This window comes from Haloarcula nitratireducens (genome assembly GCF_019599505.1).
The window spans coordinates 131,709-152,356 of record NZ_RKLT01000001.1 but is presented as its reverse complement, the minus strand read 5'-3'; the positions used below and the strand labels follow the sequence as shown (position 1 = coordinate 152,356).

Below are 20,648 nucleotides of genomic sequence, written 5' to 3'. Positions count from 1 at the left end.
CCGTGGCCGAAGACACTGACTCCGAGACGCAGTCCGAAACCGGCGCGTCGCGCGAGCGGATGAAGCGCGCGCTGCGCGAGGTCCGCCGGGAGGGCTGGAAAGCCGCTATCGTCTACGCCGTCGTGGACGCCGCGCTGCTGTTCCTCGTCGCCAACCTGACGCTCTCGGTGCTCTCCCCGCCCGGAATCCCGAATCAGGTCGCGGTTCCGTCAGCGATTCTCGACCCGGTCGGCGACGCGCTGGGTCGGTCGCTGACCGGCGCGATGCTCCCGGTCGCGGCGCTAGTCGGCGTCGCCGTCGGATTGGTCGCGTTCGTCGCCGAGGTGTGGCTCCGGGTTCGCCGGCCGCTGATCGAGCGGTTCGAGGCGGCCAACCCGCCGGTCGCCGAGGCGCTGCGGACCGCCCGCGACGCCGTCGCCGCCGACGCCGACTCGCGGATGGCCGCCCGGCTCTACGAGGACGTCCTCGACCGCCTCCGGGAGAGTTCCGGGGTCGCGCTCGTGGACCTCCGTCGGGTGGCCGGCACCCTCGTCGTCGTCGTGCTGTTGAGCATCGCGACGCTGCAGGTGGCGGCCGTCGACTTAGCGCTCTTGGGTGGCGGCCCCGCGGACCCGGCGGCCGACGGTCCCGCCAACCAGTCGCGGAACTACACCGGGCTGGAGGACGCCGACGCCGTCCTCGGCGAGCGCGAGAACGTCTCGGCCGGCGACGACAACCTGACCGCGCAGGTCGAGTCGACGGGCGGCGACCAACCAGTCGAACAGCGCGAGCAGTTCCCGTCGTCGGGGCCGAGCGGCGGCGGCGACGGCAGCGGTATCGACAGCCAGCAGGCCGGATTCGCCGGTTCAGAGGAGATCGAGGACGCGGCACTCATCCGGGAGTACAACCTCCGCATCCGCGAGGAGGAAGCAGACGACCAATGACAGCACACGACATCGACGACCTTCAGGAGAAGCTCAGTATCGCCCGCGACCAGATAGGGAAACGCATCGTCGGCCAGTCCGACGTGCTCGAACAGCTGCTCGTCTGCATCCTCGCGGACGGCAACGCCTTACTGGAGTCGAACCCCGGTCTCGGCAAGACCACGATGGTCCGCACCGTCGCCGAGGTGACGGACCTCCAGTTCTCGCGCATCCAGAACACGCCGGACCTGATGCCGTCGGACATCACCGGCACCGAGATCATCCGCGAGAGCGAGACCGGCCGGGACTTCGTCTTCGAGAAGGGACCGGTGTTCGCCAACGTCGTGCTGGCCGACGAGATCAACCGCGCGACGCCGAAGACGCAGGCGGCGCTGCTCGAAGCCATGCAGGAGAAGCAGGTGACCGCCGCCGGCGAGACCTACCAGTTGCCGAGCCCCTTCTTCATCCTCGCCACGCAGAACCCCATCGACCAGTCGGGGACCTACACGCTGCCGGAGGCCCAGACCGACCGCTTCATGATGAAGCTGCTCGTCGAGTATCCCGACTTCGAGGAGGAGAGTCGCATCGTCGACATGTTCACCACCGGCGCGAAGCAGATTCCCGTCGAACGGGTCCTCTCGCGCGAGGAGATACGGGCGGCACAGGAGTTCGTCCGCGAGGTGCCCATCGCCGACGACATCCGCGACCGCGTCGTCCGGCTGGTCCAGCGGACCCGCGACGCCGACGAGATCGACTACGGCGCGAGCCCGCGGGCGAGCATGGCGCTCGTCCTCGCCTCGAAGGCCCGCGCCTTCCTGCGGGGCCGCTCGCACGTCGCGAGCGAAGATATCGAGGCGCTGGCCGCGCCCGTCCTCCGGCACCGCATCGTGCTCGACTTCCGGGCCGAACGGGAAGGGCGTACCACGGACGACGCCGTCGCGGACCTCCTCGCGGAATGACCATCGAGCCGGACTTCCTCGACGAGCTCGCCCGCTTCGACGCGGCGCTGAACCGCGAGTCGACCGCGCTCCGGCAGGGCGACCAGCGCTCGCCCCGCATCGGCGAGGGGCTGACCTTCAGCGACTACCGCCGGTACTCGCCGGGCGACGACACGCGGCTCATCGACTGGAAGCTGTTCGCCCGCACCGAGGAGTACTTCATCAAGCAGTTCGAGGCCGAGCGGAGCCTCACCGTCCACGTCCTCGTCGACGCCAGCGCGTCGATGGATTTCGGCGACGGCGAGGCCCACAAGTTCGAGGCCGCCGCCAGGCTCGGGTTGGGCGTGGCCTACCTCACCGCCGAGGAGAACAACCAGTTCCGGTTCGGGACGTTCCGCGAGCGGGCGGACCGACTGGACGCCGCCCGGTCGAACCGCGGCGAGCTGTTCGCGCTCATCGACCAGCTCAACGAGCTGTCGCCCGACGGCGAGGCCGACTTCGAGAGCGCGCTGGCCGACTACGCCGGGCAGATCGGCTCGCGGTCGCTGGTGGTGCTGTTGAGCGACTGTTTGACCGACCCCGAGGAGATATCGACCGGCGTCGCCGCCCTCGCCCGCAAGGACGTCGACGTGTTGCTGGTGCAGGTAGTCGCTCCCGACGAACTCGACCCGCCGGCGGTCGGCGACGCGCTCTTCGCCGACTCCGAGTCCGAGGAAACCCGCCGGTCGTACTTCAGCGGGTCGCTCGCCGAGCGCTATCGGGAGCGCCTCGACGCGCACGTCGACACCGTCTCGAACCGCGTGACGGAGTTGGGCGCGGACCACGTCGTCGTCGACACCGGGACGGAGTTCTTCGACGCCTTCGCCAGCGTCTGGTTGCAGTGAGACGTGGCGGAGACGGGCCGCTCGGCGAGACACCGCCGTAAATACCCCCGTCTATCGCCGTCACCGAACTTATCCGCCGCCGTCGTCCAGACGACGTATGAGCGTCGTTGGTGAGTTCACCATCCCCGCCGCCGCCTTCGCGCTGGAAGACGCGCTGGCGGCGGTCCCGGAGATGACCGTCGAGTCCGACCGTCTGGCATCCCACAGTCCGCGCGAGGTCTTTCCGTTCCTCTGGGCGAGGGGCGGGAGTTTCGACCGGTTCTCGCGGGCGCTCGAAGGCGATCCGACGGTCACGTCGGCCGACCTGGTAGACGAGGCGGACGACGTGGCGCTGTACCGCCTCGAATGGAGCGAGGACTTCCGGGACCTCGTCCACGAGATGATAGACCACCACGCGGCCATCGTGGAGGCGACGGCGCGCGACGGCCGGTGGCACCTCCGATTGCGGTTCGCCGACGAGGGCACGGTCTCGTCGTTCCAGCGTCACTTTCGGGATACCGGCCACGAGTTCGAGGTGAAGCACCTCACCTCGCCGTCCGAACCGCGCCACCGCAAGTTCGGTCTGACGCCGGAACAGTACGAGGCGCTCGTGACGGCGGCCCGGGAGGGGTACTTCACGATCCCGCGCACGGCCTCCGTCGAGGAGGTCGGTGAGGCGTTGGGTATCTCGGCCAACGCGGCCTCACAGCGGATCCGACGCGGCTGTGAGACGATGATTCAGTCCGGATTGATCGTCCCCGATGCCGAATAGTTCTCCTCCGACCAGTTGGAACTTAAGCGACGGTACGTGTGAGAGTCGAAATTGATGCGGTTCTGGTCCGTCTGTCCGCGAGAGACCAGTGATATATGGAGATGGATCACCCGAACGACGTCGACTGCTTACGATGAACGAGCGCAACGCGCCGATTGAGGCGCGCTTCGACTGTCGCGACCGTACCGCCACCGTACCCCGTCACGGCCGGGCAGTCGTCGAGCGGGCGTGGGGATTCAGCGGCGAGGTCAGCGGTGATCGCGCGTGAGTACCCCTAACGGACACGAAGTGGCGATCGACCGGTTGGAGGCGGCGCTGAACGCCGACGACGAGACCGCGAAGGACTACGAGATTCGGGAGGCGCTCCAGTACCTGCACATCGAGAGCGATTCGGTCTCAGTAAGCAGTGAGAGCGATGCGGTCTCGGCGAGCAGCGAGAGCGAGGCCGAACCGTCGAGGTGACCGGTCGCGTCCGTTCGGCCGAAAAGGAGCGCAGCCTCGATTTTCGCACACGAGGGGCCAGCGACTAGTTGCCGGTGGTGTTCGTCTCGGTCTCGTTGAGCCCCTCGATCGAGGTGGCGTTACCGCTCGTCATGTTGCCGCCGGGTCCGGTGCCGAGTTCGCCCTCCTCGGCGAGGTCGCCGTCGGCCTTGATGGTGTAGCGGGTCGCCTTGTCGACGTCGGCGCCCTCGAAGATGATGGTGAACTGCCACTTGTTGCCCGCGTAGAGGGCGTCCTTGTTCCGGGCCTCCGTGCTGTCGATGAACTGACCGATGGGATCGTTCTGGTCGTAGAGGGTCGCAGTCACCTGGACGTCCTCGTACGGCCGAGCGGCCGTGTTCTGCAACACGCCGTTGACGGCCGCCACCGGATTACCGGTGCCGAACACGCTGCTGTTGCCGGACTGACTGCCCTCGTCACCGCCGGCGATCTGCGCGAGGTCGACGCGCGTGAACTTCAGTTGCTCGGCGGTGTCGTTGCTTACCTCGCCCTTGAGGTTGAACCAGGAGTCCTGGTCCTGTCCGCCCTCGGCGACCTCGTCGTCGCCGTCGTTGGTGGGTTCACCGCCGCCACCGTCGCCGCCGTCGCCCTGATCTTGGCCGAGGCAGCCGGTGACTGCGGCACCGAGTGCCGTAGCGCCTGTCGCCTTCAGCAGTTTACGTCGATTCATTCCAGAGGATAGTGGGCCCGTAGACGGCTACGTGACAGGCCTGCGATAGAAAGGGTGGATTTCGGGTTCGAGAGGTCCCGTAGTCCCGTTCCGGGAACGGTTCGGTCGGAAGAGACGATCTGAAGCGAATCGCGAGGGCGATGGCGTCGTCTCATCTCGCTTGCATTTTTCATCCCGTCCGCGGCGGAGCGGCCCTGTCGGTGGGTTCCGTAGGCGATCGAGACTGTGGGCCGCTGTGTCCTACTGCACCCGCGTTCCGAGCGGCGCGTCCTCGTGGGTGGTCAGCAGGTCCGCCTCGTCGCCGGCGGCCAGCACCATCCCGTTCGACTCGATGCCGAATAGGTCGGCCTTCTCCATGTTCGCGAGCAGGATGACTCGCGTGCCGGGCAGGTCGTCCACCTCGTGGAGCTGGGCGAGGCCGGCCACGACCTGTCGCACCTCGTGGCCGATGTCGACTTCGAGGCGGAGGAGCTTATCGGCGTCCGGGACCGGTTCCGCCGAGACGATCTCGCCGACGCGCATGTCGACGCCCTCGAAGTCCTCGAAGCCGATGCGCTCCTGGACGAGCGGTTCGAGGTCGGCCGTCGCGGCCTCCCCGTCGGTTTGGTTCGCTGCATCGTCCGCTTCGACGGCTTCGCCGTCTTCGTTCGAGGCTTCTGACGAAGCCTCGCTCTCGCTGGCTTCCTCGATCCGTTCCCGCAGTTCCTCGTTGAGTTCCTCGATGTGGTCGTCCTCGACCTGCGCGAACAGCTCCTCGGGTTCCTCGAACGAGGCCGGCGGCGATTCCAGCGCGGTGTCGAGCGACACGTCGGCGACGGATCCCTCCTCGTTCAGTTGGCCCCACAGGCGCTCGGCCTTGCCGGGCAGGACGGGTTGCATGACGACGGCGACGGCCTTCGCCAGTTGCACGCAGTCGCAGATGACCTGTTCCGCCCGGTCGGGGTCGTCGTCCACGAGGTTCCACGGCTCGTTGCGCTGGATGTACTCGTTACCGTAGTTCGAGAGATCCGTGGCGACCTCCGCCAGCGTGCGGACGTCGTAGTCCCGGACCGCCGCTTCGAACTCGTCGAGCGATTCCTCGATGCGCTCGCGAACGTCGTCGCTGACGTCAGTCTCGGGCGTCCCGCCGTAGTTGCGCTCGGCGAACAGCAGCGAGCGGTAGATGAAGTTGCCGACGTTGCCGACGAGCTCGCCGTTGACCCGCTCCTGGAAGCGGTCCCACGAGAAGTCCACGTCGGTCTCCAGGCCCGCGCCGGTGGCGATGTAGTAGCGGAACAGGTCGGGATGGAATCCCGCGTCGAGGTACTCGTCGGCCCACACCGCGCGGTTGCGCGAGGTCGAGAGGGCGTTCCCGTCGATGCCGACGAACCCGGTCGCCAGGATCGAGCGGGGTTCGTTGTAGCCCGCGCCGCGCAGCATCGACGGCCAGAAGACGGCGTGGTGCTGGATGATGTCCCGGCCGATGACGTGGATTATCTCTCCGCCGTCGTCGGTCCACTCCTCGTCCCAGTCGGTGCCGTGGCGCTCCTCGCCGTCGAGCTTCCAGACGTCTTCCCAGTCGTAGGTGTCCGCGCCGACCCGCTCAGAGTACTGCTTCGTGGAGGCGACGTACTCGATGGGGGCGTCCACCCAGACGTACAGCACGAGGTCTTCGGGGTCATCGGCGTCCTTCGACGGATAGTCGATCCCCCAGTCCATGTCCCGCGTGATACAGAGGTCCTGTAACTCGCCCTCGATCCACTCGCGGGGCTGGTTCTGTGCGTTGTCCGTCCCTTCGACGCGGTCGAGGAAGCCCTGCAGGTACTCCTGGAAGTCGGCGAGGCGGAGGAACTTGTGCTCGCGGGTGCGGTACTCCGCCGGATTGCCGGTGATGGTGCTGACGGGGTCCTCGATCTCGCCGGGTTCGAGGTGGCGCTGGCAGCCCTCGTCGCACTCGTCGCCGCGGGCGTGTTCGCCGCAGTACGGGCAGGTCCCCTCGACGAAGCGGTCGGGCAGCGGCTGGTCCTGTTCGGTGTCCCACGCGACCTCGATCTCCTTCTCGAAGACGTGGTCGTTCTCGACCCACGAGCGGACGAACTCCCGTGTGAGTTCGGTGTTCGTCTCGTCGTCGGTGTGGCCGTAGTTGTCGAACTCGACGTTGAACTGCGGGAACGTCTCGGCGTACGTCTCGTGATACCGCAGGGCGAACTCCCGGGGCTCGACTCCCTCCTCGGCGGCGTTGACGGCGACGGGCGTCCCGTGCATGTCGGACCCACAGACGAAGGCGGTCTGTTGGCCGATGCGTCGCAGCGCCCGCGAGAGGGCGTCGCCGTCCACGTAGGTCCGCAGGTGGCCGACGTGCAGGTCGCCGTTCGCGTAGGGCAGCCCGCAGGTCACCACCGCCGGACGGTCCGTGGGAAACTCGTCGTGGCTCATACCTCTCTGTGAGCAACCGACGGGTCAAAAGGAGGGCGGTTTGCTACAGCAACGCCAGCGTGCCGCCCGCGAGCCCGAGCGTCACGAGGAGGCGACCGGCGCTCCCGACGAACGTCGCCGCCCCGAAGCGGAGGTAGTCCTCTTCGAGGACGGTGAAAGCGTAGATAGAGAGCGTATCGGGGAAAAACGGCACGCAGAGCGCCAACGCCAGGCCGACGTAGCCGTACTCCTGAGCGATCTTGATCGTCTTCTTCTCGGACCACTCGATGAGGTCGAACCGCGAGTCCTTGATCCGCTGGACCAGCGGGCCGTACTCCTTCGCCTCCTGTCCGATGTGGAACGCGAAGAGGCTGCCGACGGCCTTACCGAACGCGCTGGCGAGGATGATGGCCGCGAGGTTCCCGGTCGTCGAGAGCCCCAATCGGAGCGTCTCGGCCGGGACGAGGACGACCTCGCTCGGGAGCGGGAGGATGAACGCGATGAGGAAGGAGTAGACGGCGATGATGCCCAGTCCCGTCGGTCCCGTGGCGGTACAGACGGCCTCCTCCAGGGGGCCGAGGGCCCCGCCTGCCGTACCGCACTCACCGAGGAACGCGACCATCGACGGAAGCGAAGCGACCGGGTCCACACTCCCCGGTATCGCGTAGTGCGACCTAAGTCTTGGTATGTTCGCTCGGGAGGTCGCTATATTCGGGGTCGTCTCGCCGGGCTCAGTACCAGTCTAAGTCCGCGACGAAGGAGCGGAGCATCGACCGCGTGACGTGGGGCATGCAGACGACGCGCATCTCGCCGGCACCGGTCTTCGAGACGCGCCAGCCGCAGTCCCGCAACTCGTCGGTCATCGGCACGGAGAGGTCCGCCGCCACGAGGGGCAGTTCCGGGGGAACCACGTCGTGGCCGCGGGCGCGCAACTGGTCGGCCAGCCAGCGGGCGTTGTCCATCGAGCGCTCGTACTGCTCGCGGTAGCCAGCGGGCCACAGCGCCTCCATCGCGGCGACGGCCGAGGCGACGCCCGCCCCCGAGCGCGTGCCGGTCAGCGTCAGCTGGCTCGTCGATTCGAGGTAGGGCGTCTCGACGGCCAGCTCGTCCAGGAGCGTCTCGTCGCGGGCGAGCAGGCCGCCCGCGGGCACCGCCGCCTGCCCGACCTTGTGCGGGTCGATGGTCATCGTGTCCACGTCGGCGTGGTCGAAGTGCCACGCGTGGTCCGTGAAGGGGAGGTAGAAACCGCCCCACGCCGCGTCGACGTGACAGAGCGCGTCGGCCCCGTGCGCCAGCTCGGCGATAGCGGGAATCGGGTCGACGTAGCCGTACTCGGTCGACCCGGCGACGCCGACCACGCAGACGGTGTCGTCGTCGATCAGTTCCGCCATCGCCTCGAGGTTCACCCGGTAGTCCTCGGCGGGCGCCGTGCGCAACTCGACGCCCAGCACGTCCGCGGCCTTGGTGAAGGAGAAGTGGGCGTGGACCGGCGCGACGACGTTCGGGTCGTCGGTGTCGGCGCGGTTGCGGGCGATGCGAATCGCCTGGAGGTTCGCCTCCGTGCCGCCGGAGGCGACGTAGCCGGCGGGGTCGTCGAGGCCGGTTATCTCGCCGAGGGACTCGACGGCCTCGACTTCGAGTTCGGAGACCGTCTCGTAGGTCCCGGGGTCGCCGGGGTTCGTCGCGAGGAACCGTTCGGCCGCCTCGCGGGCCGCGGGGTGTGGAACGGTACACATCGAGGAGAGGACGCGGTCGAAATCCTGTGGCTCGGCCCGCTGGAGCATTCTATTGGCGTCCACGACGGCGAGCGGTTTAGCCGTTTTGTTCGGTATAGTGTCACACTGGCCGCGAACCGACGACGATTCGGCCTCACCAGTTCGAGGGACCGATCTTCTTCGTCGCCTTCGCCCGGAACCCGGTCGGCCCGACGATGGATTCGAAGACCGTCTGGCGCTCCGTATCGAGCGCGCCGCCGAAGGAACCGACTCGCATCGTCCGATAGGTCTCGAACCCCTTGTCGTTCGAGTAAAAGTAGACGCTGCCGTGGAGCAGTCCGTGAACGAGGTCGTCGCTGCGGCCCTCTGCCGCGGGCCGGTGAAGCTTGACGAAGGCGACGTTCTCCCAGTTGACGACCGCCTCGCGCAGGCCCAGCAGGAACGCGACGATGCGTCCCTGCGAGAGCCCGAACTCCCGAGCGCGTTCGAGGTCCGTGAGCGAGTCGAGGACGATGAGGTCGTCGTCGGCCGCGGCGAGCCGGTCGCCGATATCGTCGAGCAGTCGCCCGAACGTCTCGTCGTCGGGGTCACCTGTCTCGGGTTCGTCGCTCGACGGTTCGATGTCGACGGATGTTCGGCGGGCGTCGAACAGGCTTCCCGGCACGGGAAGCAGTTCCATGAATCGCTGGGAGAAATCGGCGACGGTGAGGTTGTCGGTCAGCGTCTCGAACTGGTAGCCGTCGAGGACGGCGTCGAGTTCGCTGTAGACGTGCGCGCGGTCGTGCGTGAACGTGAGGTACGTAACCGATTCGGGGATGGCGTCGTCCCGGCGAGCGAGACCGCTCGGGACGAGGTCCGGTTCGTGTTTCGCCAGCATCAGCGTCGCTAAACTGGTGTAGGTGAAGGCGTCGCCGCCGGCGTCGGAGGCGCCCGCCAGTAGGACCGTGCTCCCGGTCGGGATCCCGCGGACGTTCCCGTCGAGTGCGAGGTCGGTTACACCGACCTCGTTTAACGTAGCGGCTTCGCCGCCACGCGCCCGGGAATGCCGAAGGGGATGTACGACACTCCCTCGCTGATGCTCTTTGCCTCCGGAGCGGAGGGTCGTTCCATACGAACGGCTAGCAACCGGCAATTAAAAGCGTAGCGCACCGACGGCTCTCGGCTACCGGATCGATCCCCTCTCGTGATACTACTACCACAATAGACTATTATGGTACTGCGCCGATGCCGTAGACGATGCAAGCAGTCCAGTTCGATACCCACGGCGACAGAGACGTGCTCGAATACGGCGAGTTCCCGGATCCGGAGTGCGGTCGAGGGGACGTGCTGGTCGACATCAAGGCGGCCTCGCTGAACCACCTCGACATCCACACCCGGCGCGGCCTGCCGGGCGTCGACCTCGACATGCCGCACATCCCGGGGAGCGACGCGGCCGGAGTCGTCACGGAAGTCGGCGAGGACGTCACGCGGTTCGAATCCGGTGACCGAGTGGCACTTCTGGCCGGCAAGAGCGGCGGCGGCGACGAGTTCAGCCGCAAGGGCGACCAGACGCTGGCCCCGGATTTCCACATCATCGGCGAACACGTCCGCGGCGTCCACAGCGAGGTCGCCGCGATCCCCGAGGCGAATCTCGCGCCGGTTCCGGAAGGAGTCGACTGGGAGACGGCCGCCGCCGCGCCGCTCGTGTTCCAGACCGCCTGGCGGATGCTCCGCGACCGCGGAGAGTTGCAGGTCGGCGAGTCCGCGCTCGTCCTCGGGGCGTCGGGCGGGGTCGGGCACGCGGCGGTGCAGGTTGCCGCCGAGGCCGGCGCGGAGGTGTTCGCGACCGCGAGCACCGACGAGAAGCTCGCCTACGCCGAGGAACTCGGGGCCGACCACACGATAAACTACGAGGAAGACGACTTCGCGAGCGAGATCCGGTCGCTGACCGGCGGCCGCGGCGTCGACATGGTCGTCGACCACATCGGCGCGCAGACGTGGCGGGACTCCCTCAAGAGCCTCGTGAAGGGCGGCCGGGTCGTCACCTGCGGGGCGACGACCGGCGGCAGGCCGGAGACGGACCTCAACCGCATCTTCTGGAACCAACTGCACGTCATCGGGTCGACGATGGCGACCCCCGGACAGGCGGAGGAGGCGCTCGAACTGGTGTGGGACGGGACCTTCGAGCCGCGCATCCGTGAGACGCTGCCGATGAGCGACGTCGCCGAGGCGCACCGACTCATCGAAGAGCGCGAGGGCTTCGGAAAAGTCGTCGTCGTCCCGGACAGCGAGCTGTAGCGGCCTCGACAGAGAAGAGAGGGTCGGTCCTCAGCGAACCGATTCCAGCAGGAGGCGCTGTTCGACGCGCTTGACCTCGTGTTGCACGTCGCGCACGGCGTCGATGTTCGCGGAGATGGAGGTGACGCCCTCGTCGACGAGGAACTGGACCATCTCCGGTTTCGAGGCGGCCTGTCCGCAGATGCTCGTCGCCACGTCGTACTCGCGGCAGGTCCCGATGACCTTCCCCATCAGGTCCAGCACCGCGGGGTGGAGTTCGTCGAACCGGCCGGCGACGTTGCCGTTGTTGCGGTCGACGGCGAGCGTGTACTGCGTGAGGTCGTTCGTCCCGAAGGAGACGAAGTCCAGTCCGGCCTCACAGAGCTCCTCGATGCAGAGCGCGCTCGCGGGCGTCTCGACCATCACGCCCCAGTCGCGCTTCTCGGGGTCGATGCCGACCTCCTGCATCAGCGCCTTCGCCCGCAGGACGTCTTCTGCGTCGGTCACCAGCGGCAGCATCAACTCGACGTTGTCGTAGCCGAGCTCGTAGAGGCGCTCGAACGCCCGGAGTTCGAGTTTGAACTCGCCGGGGCGGTCGAGCGACCGCCGGATGCCGCGGTAGCCGAGCATCGGGTTGTGCTCGCTGGGCTCGTCCTCGCCGCCCTGTAGCTGCCGGAACTCGTCGGAGGGGGCGTCGAGCGTGCGTACCCGCACCGGCCGGGGGTAGAACGCCTCGGCGACGCTGCGGACGCCCTCGACGATCTCGTCGACGTAGGCGCGTTCGCCGTGGTCCTCGACGTAGCGGGCCGGCGTCTTGTTCGTCGAGAGGATCATGTGCTCGATGCGGAGCAGGCCGACGCCGTCCGCGCCCGTCGCCGCGGCGCGTTCGGCGGCCTCCGGGATGGAGACGTTGACCTTCACCTCGGTGCCGGTCATCGGCTTGACCGGCGAGTGCTGCTGGGACGCCTCCGCGGTCGCCGGCTGTTCCGCACCCGCGTCCGTCGACTCCTCCGTCTCGGCGATCTCGGTCCCCTGCTCGACGGTCCCCATGTCGCCGTCGATGGTGACGATCTGGCCGTCGCGGAGGCGCTCGCTCGCGTCGTCCGCTCCCACGACCGCCGGGACGCCCAGTTCGCGCGAGACGATCGCCGCGTGGCTGGTCATCCCGCCCTGGTCGGTGACGATGCCGGCCGCGCGCTTCATCGCCGGCACCATGTCGGGCGTCGTCATCTCCGTGACGATGATGTCGCCCTCCTCGACCTTGTCGAGGTTGTCGAGCTTCGAGACGATGCGGACCTCGCCGGTGACCTTCCCGGGACTGGACCCGATACCGGTGAGACGGACGTCGTCGGTCTGGCTCTGCATCGCCCCGCCGTCGGCGACGCCCGAGGTCTCGCCGCCGTCGTCGGCGCTGGCCGCCCCCTCTCCCTCGCCCTCGACGGCCTCGTCGATGGTCGTGATGGGCCGGGACTGCAGGAGGTACACCTCGTCTTCGAAGATGGCCCACTCCACGTCCTGCGGCGTGTCGTAGTGGTCCTCGACGAGTTCCCCGACCTCGATGAGGCGGTGGATCTCCTCGGGCGAGAGCACGCGCTCGTTGCGCTTCTCCTCCGGCACCGAGCGCTCGACGGTCTCGCCGTCCTCGCCCCGGACGCACATCACCTTCTTGTCGGCGACGGTGACCTCGTCGATCTCCCCGCTCTCGCGGTCGACCACGTAGTTGTCCGGGGAGACGGCCCCGGAGACGACGGCCTCGCCCAGCCCCCACGCGGCTTCGAGGATGGCCGTCGGCGCGCCGGTCGAGGGGTGGCTCGTGAACATGACGCCGGACTTCTCGGCGTCGACCATCTGCTGGACGACGACCGCGATGTCGACGGCGGCGTCGTCGAACCCCTGCTCGTTGCGGTAGTAGATGGCCCGCTGGGTGAACAGCGACGCCCAGCACTCCTTGACTCGCCGCAGGAGGTCGGCCCGCGAGACGTTGAGGTAGGTGTCCTGCTGGCCGGCGAAGGAGGCGTCCGGGAGGTCCTCGGCCGTCGCAGAGGACCGGACCGCCACGTCGGCGTCGCCCATCTCGTCGTAGGCCGCGAGCAGGTCCTCCTTGACCGAGGGCGGGGCCTCGGTCTCCAAGATGAGTTCCTGTGCGCGCTCGGCGGCCTCCGCGAGCGCCGCCGAGTCGTCGCTGTCGACGTCGACGGCCTCGAACAGTTCCTCGTCGATCTCGGTCTCCTCGATGAACGACCGATACGTGTCGGCGGTGACGACGAACGCCGAGGGGACCGGGAGGCCCGCCGCGGTAAGTTCGCCGAGAGACGCTGCCTTGCCGCCGACCCGCGATAGGTCGTCGGCACCGATCTCGTCGAGCCACAGTGTTGGCATTGACTCGTTGTTTTGTTCCCCAAGAACCATTAAGTTGCTTCTGGTGGCGGCACGAACGGGGGGTCGTTCACTCGGAAGCGAGCGAACTATATCTCGATAATTCCGTCGTCCTCGTCGGCGGCAGGAATCGTCAGCGACCCGTCGAGCGTCGTTACGGCCCGCCCGCCGACCCACGTCTCGGTGCCGTCGGTGTCGACGCGGACGGTGCCGGGCCGGTCGAGGAAGTGGCCCTGTCCGACGACCACCTGCTCGATGGTGTCGTCGAGCGCGCCGTATCGCCGGACGTACGCGCCGCAGGCCCCGGCGGCGGTGCCGGTCACCGGGTCCTCGGCGATGCCCGCGAGCGGCGCGAACGCCCGACCGTGCAGCGTCGACTCACCGCTGATGGTGTCGAACGTGAACGCGTACAGCCCCATCGCGTCGGCCGCCTCGCAGCACGCCTCGATGGCAGCCATATTCGGGTCGAGGCCGCTGAGGTGCTCGAAGTAGTTGATCGGGACCAACAGCCACGGGAAGCCGGTGTCGCCCACCGCCAGGGGCAGGTCCGCGCCCACGTCCCGTAGCGTCGCCACGTCCGCGCCGAGGGCGTCGGCCACGTCCTCCAGCGGGAGGTCCACCTCGCGGATGTCGGCGTCGCCCTGCTCCATCCACACCGTCCCGTCGGACTTGACCTCCGCGTCGAGGACGCCGCAGGCAGTCTCGAACGTGCACTGCTCGGCGTCGAGCGCGCCGCGTTCGAACAGCGCGGCGTGGGCCGCGATAGTCGCGTGCCCGCAGAGGTCCACTTCCCGTTCGGGTGTGAAGTAGCGTAGCCGCCGGTCGGCCTCCTCGCTCGGCAGGACGAACGCCGTCTCGCTGGCCCCCAGCTCGTTCGCGATGGCCCGCAGCTGGTCGTCGGTCAGTCCCTCGGCCTCGGGCACCACCCCGGCCGGGTTGCCCGTCATCGGTTCCGCGGCGAACGCGTCGACGAGCAGCACCTGTCGCGTCTCCATGCCACCGTGTTGTGGGACCCCCCGGATAACAGTTGCTGGTAGCGTGCCAGACCGCAGTTTACACGTCGTCTTCTTCGGGCGGTGTAGCGTGAAGCAACTGCGCGGTAAGCACACGTATCGACGGGCGCGGGCGGCCCGCGTCGAGGCCACCCCCGGTACGGCGTCTGAAGTCCACTTTCGCCCGCTGGGGCGAGTAAGCGACGTATAGTGATGTATCGCCGTCCGGTCGTTCCGGTATGCGCTCGTACATCACCACGGTCGGTAAATGGGTGCTCGCCAAGACAGACGCGCTCGGAATCGCCACGCCCGACGTCATCTACGGGTTCGGCGACCGCTGGCTCGACCTGGTCTCCAACACGCCGACGGAGGAAGCCCACGCCGTCGCCGACGTTCTCTACCGGGAATACGAGCCCGACTCCGTGATAGACTTCGGGTGTGGACTCGGCCGATACCTCACCGGGTTCCGGGCGCACGGTGCCGCGATCCACGGCGTGGAAGGCTTTTCGGAGGCCCGAGACCACGCCGAGATACCGGCCGACGCGCTCACCATCCACGACCTCCGCGAGCCGCTGGAACTCGACGACCGGTACGAGTTAGCGCTGTGTATCGAGACCGCCGAACACATCCCGTCGCGATTCGCCGACACCCTCGTCGAGACCCTCACCGCGGCTGCGCCGCGTGTGGTCTTCACCGCCGCTCCGCCCGGTCACAGGGGGACCCACCACGTGAACGAAGCCCCGCGGGAGTACTGGATCGAGAAGTTCCGGTCGAACGGGTTCTCGTACGCCGCCGAGGAGACGGACCGACTCCAGGAATCGATCCGCTCCGAGATCGACGCCGCCGAGTGGGTCGCCGACCGTCCCTTCATCTTCGTCCAACAGTAGCGCGAAGCTCGCAGTCGTACTGTGCTCAGGCGATGATCGTGACTATCCCCGACTGGGTCAGGTCGTCAGTCGCTCGGTCGCCGGCGTAGCGTCTCCGCTCGGCCCGCTCGGTTCGAGGAGCGCGAGAGTGCCGTTCCCGGCTATCGACACCGTCGCGTTCTCACTCCCGGCGGTCGCCCCCTCGACCCGCGTCCACGTCTCGCCGTCGTGATACCACAGTTCGGCGCGCTCCCCGTCGCTGCGGGCCGGGGCGGAGAACGTGGCACTGAGGTCGTCCGACGGGAGCGCGCTCACCGCTCGGAGCGCCTCGCCGGTTCGCCGGTAGCCGTCGGGGAGCGTCGGGACCGAGGTCGCCGCCGCGAGCGTCGGTTCGCCGGTGAACGAGACGGTCACGCCGGAGAGGGAGAGTCGGTCGGCGTCGAATCCGTCACCGTCCCGCGCCGTGTCGTTGTAGGCCGCCCCGGCGTTGTTCCGGAGCGTGACGTTGCCGAGCGTGCCGGTGCTCCGCGTCGTTCTGATGCCGTCGCCGGCGTTGTCTCGCACGACGGTGTCTTGAATCCGCACGTCGCTGGCGTCGACGAGCCTGACGCCGTCCCCGCCGTTGCCCGCGACCACCGTCTCCGAGACGGTGTGGTCGAACACGTCGAACCGGAAGTCGAGGCCGACGCCGCCGTTGTTCCGCACGTCGGCGTCGCGGATAGTCACGCGGCTGACGCCCGTCGTCCCGACGACGACGCCGCGGCCGCCGTTGCTCGCCGCCCGCAGGTCGGAGAGCGTGACGTTACTGGACGCCTGCCCGACGCGGACGCCCACGTCGGCGTTGGCCGAGGCGTTCAGCGACCGCACCGTGAGGTTGGTCGTCTCCCACGTCCGCAGTCCGTCGCCGTTCTCGGCGAGCGTGACGTTCTCGACCGTCGAATCCTCGACGTCGTAGAGGAGCAGGCCGCCCGCGTTGTCCCGGGCGTCGAGGTCCGAGACGCGCAGCGTCGGTCCCCCCCGGAATATCTCGCCGGCGACGACGCCGCGCTCCCAGTCGCGCACCCGCACGTCGGTGACGGTGACGTTGGCGAGTTCCGGGCCGACGCGCTCGCCGTCGGTCCCGTTGAACACGCGGACGCCGACCGTGCCGTTACGGCCGACGCCGTCGACGACGTGGCCGTCGCCGTCGATGACCACGTCGTCGGACCGGACGTGGATGCACGTCTCGACGCCGCTGTCCTGGAGGTCCGTCGTCAGTTCGTAGCGACCGGGTTCGGTGATGGTCGTACAGGCGTCGATCGGCTCGGCGCTCTCGGCGGTGTCGCCGCGCCGCCCCGTCAGGAGCCCGGTCACGTCCTCGCCGTCGAGTTCGAGGCGGAACGTCGAGGTCCCGCTCGTCTTCTCGAAGGCGACGATGCGCCCCTCGACCTCGTAGGCGTCGCCCCACTGGTCGCCGGCGGTCCCGGTGACGGTGACGGTGCCGTCGTCGTTCCGGACGATCCGGTCGCTCGCTTCGGCCGCGTAGCCGTCGGCCTGCGTCTTCGAGACAGACCCTTCGACGGTGAACGCGTAGTCGAAGGACTTCGCTTCCGACGTCGACTCGACGACGAAGGTGCCGTCGCCGACGGTCTGTGCCGCTCCGATGGGTAACAGTCCGAGCGCCGCGGTTCCCGTCACGATGAGCGCCGAGAGGAGGAACAGACTCGCGTGGGTCCGTACCGCGTTCATACCACCCGGTGGACGTAGCGGGGAGTTAGTTAGACGGCCCATGCGAACGATAAGCACCGGTAACTCCGTTTCGGGGACAGTTGGGAACTGTTCCGCGGGAGGAGGGCGCTCGGTTGTCTATCGACCGACGCCGCCGCGACGGGGACCGAAACTCCGAGAAGCCCGTTCTGAAACGGTTAAGTCCGCCCGTCCACGCGAGAGTGTATGGGCGAGTTACCGGAGGAGTTCCCGTGTACCATCACCAACTGGGAGTACATCTACGGCCTCTGTCGAGACGTGGCCGACGACGTGAAGGCCGCCGACTTCGAACCGGACGTGGTCGTCGCCTTGGCCCGCGGCGGGTGGTTCGCCGGTCGATGCCTCTGTGACTTCCTCGGACTCGACGACTTGGCGAGTCTGAAGGTCGAACACTACGTCGGGACCGCACAGAAGGGCGACGAGGCCGAGGTCCGCTATCCGCTGGCCGACGGCGCGGTCGAGGGCAAGGACGTCCTCGTCGTCGACGACATCGCCGACACCGGCCAGTCGCTCGAGACGGCCGCCGAAGCCGTACAGGAACAGAGCCCCGGGAGCGTCCGGACGGCGACGCTACAACTGCTCCAGACCAGCAAGCACGAACCCGAGTTCGTCGGCGAGCGACTCGACGAGTGGACGTGGGTCGTCTACCCCTGGAACTTCGTCGAGGACATGATCGAACTCGTCGGCAGCGTCATGGAGAAGAGCGACCGGACGGTGCATACCGCGGACGACGTCCGCTCGCTCCTCCGGTCGTACCACGGCGTCGAGCGCATCGAGATGGAGATCGCCCAGCCCGACCGCCTCGACGAAGTGATGGACGAGATGGTCAGGCGGGACGCGGCGGCGAGAGAGGGCGACGGCTGGCGGCTCACCGACGGCTCCGAATAGACCGTTCCGGCCGGCGCACGGAACCGACTCGTCAGCGGCGGCGACGGCGGCCGTCGTCCCGGACGTACTCCAGCGCGGCGACGAACTCCTCGGTGTCGACCCTGTCTTCCGCCTCCTCGAGTCGCTCGCGTATCTTCGTGGGAGTCATGTTCATTGTTATCATGGAACTCGAGCGGCATAGTTCTTTCCGTCTCTCTAACAGTACAGAGCGGCGCGAAACGGCGGTTCGGTCAGTCGTCGGACTCGACGATCCGGTCCTCGTGGAGTTCGATCCACTCCCGCAGCGGTCCGCGGACCCCCTCGACGGTGACGGTCACGTCGCCGTCGAACCCCCAGCGCGCCCGCGGCGCGTCCTCGCCGAAGCGGATCGGCACGTCGACGCGTAAGTCCTCCGCGGAGAGTTCCAGCGCCTCCTCTCGGTCGACCGTCTCGTCCAGCAGCCGTTCGACCGCCTCGTGGAGCTGTTCGAAGTCGGGTTCGGGGACGCCCGCTGACTCGCTCATGGGACTCCGTTCACGCTCCACCTATCTCTGTGTTTCCCCGGCGAGGTCAGGACACTCGGAAAGCAGGGCCGAGACAGAATCGTGTCGCCGTCGACGCTCTCACAACGAGATGACGATCGGCACCGGCGCGAAACACAGCACGCCGAGGACGAACGTCAGGACGCCGACGGCGGCCCGCTTGGTCCCGAGCGGCGTCTCGTCCAGCGGCGTCGCCGACCCGACGCGTCCGAAGACGAGCGTCAGCACGCCCCAGAACGCCCACAGCGCCGCCGCCTGGCCGTTCTCGAAGGCGACGAGGTAGCCCGCGAGGCCGAACAGGAGCAACGGGACCACCAACTGGATCGACCGCATCCGGTCGCCCAACAGCGACCGCGTGACGTGCGCGCCGTCGAGCTGCCCCACCGGCAGCAGATTCAGGAAGGTGACGAACGCGCCGACCCACCCGGCGATGACGACGGGATTGGGGATCAGGGTCGGGTCGGCGTAGACGACCTGTTCGCCGAGCAACGCCGCGATGCCGCGAATCAACAGCGGATAGCCGATGTCGACGTGCGCGATGAGGCCGCCGGGGACCCGAATCGGGTCCATCGTGACGCCGACGGCGGTGACCAGCACCGTCGCCACCAGCCCCGCGAGCGGCCCCGCGACGCCGATGTCGAACAGCGCCTTCCGGTCGGGGATGTTGTCGTTCATCTGGATGACCGCCCCCAGCGTGCCGATGACGTTGAACGGGAGCGGGATGAAGTAGGGCAGGCTCGCCTGCACCTCGTGGTACCGACTCAGCGCGTAGTGGCCGAACTCGTGGACCGCGAGGATACCGAGCACCGCCGCCGCGAAGGGCCACGCTCCCACCAGCGAGACCGGGTCCGAGATGACCGGCAGCCCGTACCACCGACTCCCCGCGTACAGCGTCGAGAGCAGCGTCGCCAGCGCCAGGGCGACGTTCGTCCACGGGACGCCGTCGACGCCCAGCGACCGCTTCTCGGCGACGAGGACGTACTCGCCGGTCTCCTCCGTGAGACGGACCCGATAACCGCGACTTCGGAAGGTCGGCCCGACCGCCTGCACGACGCTCTCGCGTTCCGTCATCGGTTCGCCGTAGTACCGGATCCCGTCCTCGGGCGTCGCGTCCACCTCGTAGACGTAGAAGGCGTCGGCGAGTCGCTCGGGGTCGGGGAGGTCCGTCGGCGACGACGTGTGGGCCATCACCCCTCTCTACGGGTTCGTCCCGTTTGAACCTGTTTCCGCCCTCAGTCCGCGACGGCTTCCTCCGACCCGCTCACCGCGCTCGGGTCCTGGATCCAGAGGTCGCCGAAGAGGTCGTCCTGCTGGAGACAGACCTGCCCGCGGTGGGCCAGAAACAGCAGGCCGAGGAACGTCTCGACCCGGGAACCGCCGGCGCGGTGAATCTCTCGGTAGAGGACTTCCTCGCGCCCCTTCTCGTAGTGCTCTCGCACCGCGGCGTAGACGTCGTCGATGATGTCGTCGATGTTCTCGGCGTGGGCGGTGCCGGTCACGTCCGCCGCCGACGGCTCGTCGTCCAGTCGCATGTCGTCGGCCCCGCGGTAGTCGAGTTCCTGCGTCCCGCGCTGGAACCCCTTCGGCGAGTCGCTGGTGTCGTACTCCCGGGACTCCTTCCACCACGAGTCCCGCTCGGCGTCCCGCAGGTCCCGGACCAGTTCGTCGAGCGTCCGCGGCATCCCGCGGGCGCGTCGGCGCTCCAGCCGGCGGTCCATCTCCGACTCCAGCGAGGCGAAGGGGTCCGGTTCGTCGATCGGGGCGTCCTCGGTCATCGCCTGCTCCCACGGCTCGGCCATCGGTTCCTCGGGTTCGTCCTCGCCCAGCATCGCGTCGCTCTTCATCCGGACGAGGACCGAGGCGTAGAACAGCGCCCGGCCGGAGGTCCGCAGGTCGCTCTCGTCGATGCGCGCGAGGAACTTGTCGGTGACCCGCACCACGTCGATGTCCCACGGGTCGATCTCGCCGTCGTCGGCGAGTTGCACCAGCACCTCGACCGGTTCGGCCTTCTCCTCGCCGCCGTCGTCCGCGTCGCTCTCCCCGTCCCTCGCCTCGTCGTTCGGGAGGTCGACGTCCTCGGCGGCGTCGGTGTCTCCCTCGCTCCCGTCCGGTTCGCTCCCGAACGGCGACGACTCCGCGCCGCTCGGTGGTTCTCTATCCTCGTGGCCCGTGATATCGAGCGGGATGTCGTCGTCAGTCATCGCGGCTCACTCCGTTCGCCGCTCGATTTTGGCCGAGGGCCGTGCTC

At 68.1% G+C, this 20,648-nt stretch carries 20 protein-coding genes; 9 read left to right on the top strand and 11 right to left on the bottom strand.

What is annotated here, in order from left to right:
• The first annotated feature begins 2 nt into the window (after positions 1–2).
• The 6 genes from EGH23_RS00750 to EGH23_RS00730 all read left to right on the top strand — a co-directional run bounded on the left by EGH23_RS00750 (position 3) and on the right by EGH23_RS00730 (position 3,937).
• Positions 3–923 carry a DUF7502 family protein gene (locus tag EGH23_RS00750; protein WP_328765765.1) on the top strand — a complete coding sequence of 307 codons (921 nt, stop codon included), beginning with the start codon at positions 3–5 and terminating at the stop codon, positions 921–923.
• Positions 920–1,861: an AAA family ATPase gene (locus EGH23_RS00745; protein WP_220578129.1), complete on the top strand. Its 942-nt coding sequence runs from the start codon at positions 920–922 to the stop codon at positions 1,859–1,861. The genes EGH23_RS00750 and EGH23_RS00745 overlap by 4 nt, the downstream gene beginning before the upstream one ends.
• A complete protein-coding gene (locus tag EGH23_RS00740; protein WP_220578128.1) occupies positions 1,858–2,724 on the top strand; it encodes a DUF58 domain-containing protein in 867 nt (288 codons plus the stop codon). The genes EGH23_RS00745 and EGH23_RS00740 overlap by 4 nt, the downstream gene beginning before the upstream one ends.
• A gap of 97 nt (positions 2,725–2,821) precedes the next feature.
• Positions 2,822–3,475: a helix-turn-helix domain-containing protein gene (locus tag EGH23_RS00735; RefSeq protein WP_220578127.1), complete on the top strand. Its 654-nt coding sequence runs from the start codon at positions 2,822–2,824 to the stop codon at positions 3,473–3,475.
• A 133-nt stretch (positions 3,476–3,608) separates the two neighbouring features.
• Positions 3,609–3,743, top strand: a complete 135-nt coding sequence (locus EGH23_RS26760) for a hypothetical protein (protein WP_268899405.1) — start codon at positions 3,609–3,611, stop codon at positions 3,741–3,743.
• Positions 3,740–3,937 (top strand): hypothetical protein, encoded by a 198-nt coding sequence (locus EGH23_RS00730; RefSeq protein WP_220578126.1) that lies wholly within the window; start codon positions 3,740–3,742, stop codon positions 3,935–3,937. The genes EGH23_RS26760 and EGH23_RS00730 overlap by 4 nt, the downstream gene beginning before the upstream one ends.
• Positions 3,938–4,001: 64 nt before the next feature.
• Here EGH23_RS00730 and EGH23_RS00725 read toward each other — a convergent pair whose 3' ends face one another.
• The 5 genes from EGH23_RS00725 to EGH23_RS00705 form a co-directional block, all read right to left on the bottom strand.
• Positions 4,002–4,646, bottom strand: a complete 645-nt coding sequence (locus EGH23_RS00725) for an FxLYD domain-containing protein (protein ID WP_220578125.1) — start codon at positions 4,644–4,646, stop codon at positions 4,002–4,004.
• Between the two features lie 240 nt (positions 4,647–4,886).
• Complete coding sequence (gene metG / locus EGH23_RS00720) at positions 4,887–7,061, bottom strand: methionine--tRNA ligase (RefSeq protein WP_220578124.1); 2,175 nt, start codon at positions 7,059–7,061, stop codon at positions 4,887–4,889.
• 43 nt (positions 7,062–7,104) lie between these two features.
• Entirely contained in the window at positions 7,105–7,662 is a 558-nt protein-coding gene (locus EGH23_RS00715; protein WP_220579192.1) for a YqaA family protein, read from the bottom strand.
• A gap of 109 nt (positions 7,663–7,771) precedes the next feature.
• On the bottom strand, positions 7,772–8,824 hold the full coding sequence (gene mfnA, locus EGH23_RS00710; RefSeq protein ID WP_220578123.1) for a tyrosine decarboxylase MfnA: 1,053 nt from the start codon (positions 8,822–8,824) through the stop codon (positions 7,772–7,774).
• 85 nt (positions 8,825–8,909) lie between these two features.
• Positions 8,910–9,887: an RAD55 family ATPase gene (locus EGH23_RS00705; RefSeq protein WP_236044583.1), complete on the bottom strand. Its 978-nt coding sequence runs from the start codon at positions 9,885–9,887 to the stop codon at positions 8,910–8,912.
• A 104-nt stretch (positions 9,888–9,991) separates the two neighbouring features.
• On the opposite strand from EGH23_RS00705, the gene EGH23_RS00700 reads away from it, so the two are divergent.
• Positions 9,992–11,032, top strand: coding sequence for a zinc-binding dehydrogenase (locus EGH23_RS00700; RefSeq protein ID WP_220578122.1), 1,041 nt, complete (start codon positions 9,992–9,994; stop codon positions 11,030–11,032).
• 30 nt (positions 11,033–11,062) lie between these two features.
• Here the strand turns inward: EGH23_RS00700 and ppsA are convergent, their stop codons facing one another.
• Positions 11,063–13,390: a phosphoenolpyruvate synthase gene (gene ppsA / locus EGH23_RS00695; RefSeq protein ID WP_220578121.1), complete on the bottom strand. Its 2,328-nt coding sequence runs from the start codon at positions 13,388–13,390 to the stop codon at positions 11,063–11,065.
• A gap of 86 nt (positions 13,391–13,476) precedes the next feature.
• The gene (locus EGH23_RS00690) at positions 13,477–14,382 is read right to left on the bottom strand and encodes a PhzF family phenazine biosynthesis protein (protein ID WP_220578120.1); all 906 of its coding nucleotides are present in this window, start codon (positions 14,380–14,382) and stop codon (positions 13,477–13,479) included.
• Positions 14,383–14,618: 236 nt separating this feature from the next.
• Between EGH23_RS00690 and EGH23_RS00685 the strand changes: the two genes are divergently transcribed.
• On the top strand, positions 14,619–15,266 hold the full coding sequence (locus tag EGH23_RS00685) for a methyltransferase domain-containing protein (RefSeq protein WP_220578119.1): 648 nt from the start codon (positions 14,619–14,621) through the stop codon (positions 15,264–15,266).
• Between the two features lie 57 nt (positions 15,267–15,323).
• On the opposite strand, the gene EGH23_RS00680 is transcribed toward EGH23_RS00685, so the two are convergent.
• Entirely contained in the window at positions 15,324–16,973 is a 1,650-nt protein-coding gene (locus EGH23_RS00680; RefSeq protein WP_220578118.1) for a right-handed parallel beta-helix repeat-containing protein, read from the bottom strand.
• Positions 16,974–17,177: 204 nt separating this feature from the next.
• Here EGH23_RS00680 and EGH23_RS00675 point away from each other — a divergent pair, with 204 nt between their 5' ends.
• Positions 17,178–17,879, top strand: a complete 702-nt coding sequence (locus EGH23_RS00675; protein WP_220578117.1) for a phosphoribosyltransferase — start codon at positions 17,178–17,180, stop codon at positions 17,877–17,879.
• Positions 17,880–18,109: 230 nt separating this feature from the next.
• Here EGH23_RS00675 and EGH23_RS00670 read toward each other — a convergent pair whose 3' ends face one another.
• The 3 genes from EGH23_RS00670 to EGH23_RS00660 all read right to left on the bottom strand — a co-directional run bounded on the left by EGH23_RS00670 (position 18,110) and on the right by EGH23_RS00660 (position 20,601).
• Complete coding sequence (locus EGH23_RS00670; RefSeq protein WP_220578116.1) at positions 18,110–18,382, bottom strand: hypothetical protein; 273 nt, start codon at positions 18,380–18,382, stop codon at positions 18,110–18,112.
• A 99-nt stretch (positions 18,383–18,481) separates the two neighbouring features.
• Positions 18,482–19,588, bottom strand: a complete 1,107-nt coding sequence (locus EGH23_RS00665; protein ID WP_220578115.1) for a site-2 protease family protein — start codon at positions 19,586–19,588, stop codon at positions 18,482–18,484.
• Between the two features lie 44 nt (positions 19,589–19,632).
• A complete protein-coding gene (locus tag EGH23_RS00660) occupies positions 19,633–20,601 on the bottom strand; it encodes a segregation/condensation protein A (protein WP_220578114.1) in 969 nt (322 codons plus the stop codon).
• Positions 20,602–20,648: the final 47 nt, after the last annotated feature.

What these genes read in the sequence shown, in the direction of transcription:
- EGH23_RS00745 (WP_220578129.1), top strand. Translation starts at nt 920, where the DNA reads ATGACAGCACACGACATCGACGACCTTCAGGAGAAGCTCAGTATCGCC.
- EGH23_RS00740 (WP_220578128.1), top strand. Translation starts at nt 1,858, where the DNA reads ATGACCATCGAGCCGGACTTCCTCGACGAGCTCGCCCGCTTCGACGCG.
- EGH23_RS00735 (WP_220578127.1), top strand. Translation starts at nt 2,822, where the DNA reads ATGAGCGTCGTTGGTGAGTTCACCATCCCCGCCGCCGCCTTCGCGCTG.
- EGH23_RS26760 (WP_268899405.1), top strand. Translation starts at nt 3,609, where the DNA reads ATGAACGAGCGCAACGCGCCGATTGAGGCGCGCTTCGACTGTCGCGAC.
- EGH23_RS00725 (WP_220578125.1), bottom strand. Translation starts at nt 4,646, where the DNA reads ATGAATCGACGTAAACTGCTGAAGGCGACAGGCGCTACGGCACTCGGT.
- metG (WP_220578124.1), bottom strand. Translation starts at nt 7,061, where the DNA reads ATGAGCCACGACGAGTTTCCCACGGACCGTCCGGCGGTGGTGACCTGC.
- EGH23_RS00715 (WP_220579192.1), bottom strand. Translation starts at nt 7,662, where the DNA reads ATGGTCGCGTTCCTCGGTGAGTGCGGTACGGCAGGCGGGGCCCTCGGC.
- mfnA (WP_220578123.1), bottom strand. Translation starts at nt 8,824, where the DNA reads ATGCTCCAGCGGGCCGAGCCACAGGATTTCGACCGCGTCCTCTCCTCG.
- EGH23_RS00700 (WP_220578122.1), top strand. Translation starts at nt 9,992, where the DNA reads ATGCAAGCAGTCCAGTTCGATACCCACGGCGACAGAGACGTGCTCGAA.
- ppsA (WP_220578121.1), bottom strand. Translation starts at nt 13,390, where the DNA reads ATGCCAACACTGTGGCTCGACGAGATCGGTGCCGACGACCTATCGCGG.
- EGH23_RS00690 (WP_220578120.1), bottom strand. Translation starts at nt 14,382, where the DNA reads ATGGAGACGCGACAGGTGCTGCTCGTCGACGCGTTCGCCGCGGAACCG.
- EGH23_RS00685 (WP_220578119.1), top strand. Translation starts at nt 14,619, where the DNA reads ATGCGCTCGTACATCACCACGGTCGGTAAATGGGTGCTCGCCAAGACA.
- EGH23_RS00680 (WP_220578118.1), bottom strand. Translation starts at nt 16,973, where the DNA reads ATGAACGCGGTACGGACCCACGCGAGTCTGTTCCTCCTCTCGGCGCTC.
- EGH23_RS00675 (WP_220578117.1), top strand. Translation starts at nt 17,178, where the DNA reads ATGGGCGAGTTACCGGAGGAGTTCCCGTGTACCATCACCAACTGGGAG.
- EGH23_RS00670 (WP_220578116.1), bottom strand. Translation starts at nt 18,382, where the DNA reads ATGAGCGAGTCAGCGGGCGTCCCCGAACCCGACTTCGAACAGCTCCAC.
- EGH23_RS00665 (WP_220578115.1), bottom strand. Translation starts at nt 19,588, where the DNA reads ATGGCCCACACGTCGTCGCCGACGGACCTCCCCGACCCCGAGCGACTC.
- EGH23_RS00660 (WP_220578114.1), bottom strand. Translation starts at nt 20,601, where the DNA reads ATGACTGACGACGACATCCCGCTCGATATCACGGGCCACGAGGATAGA.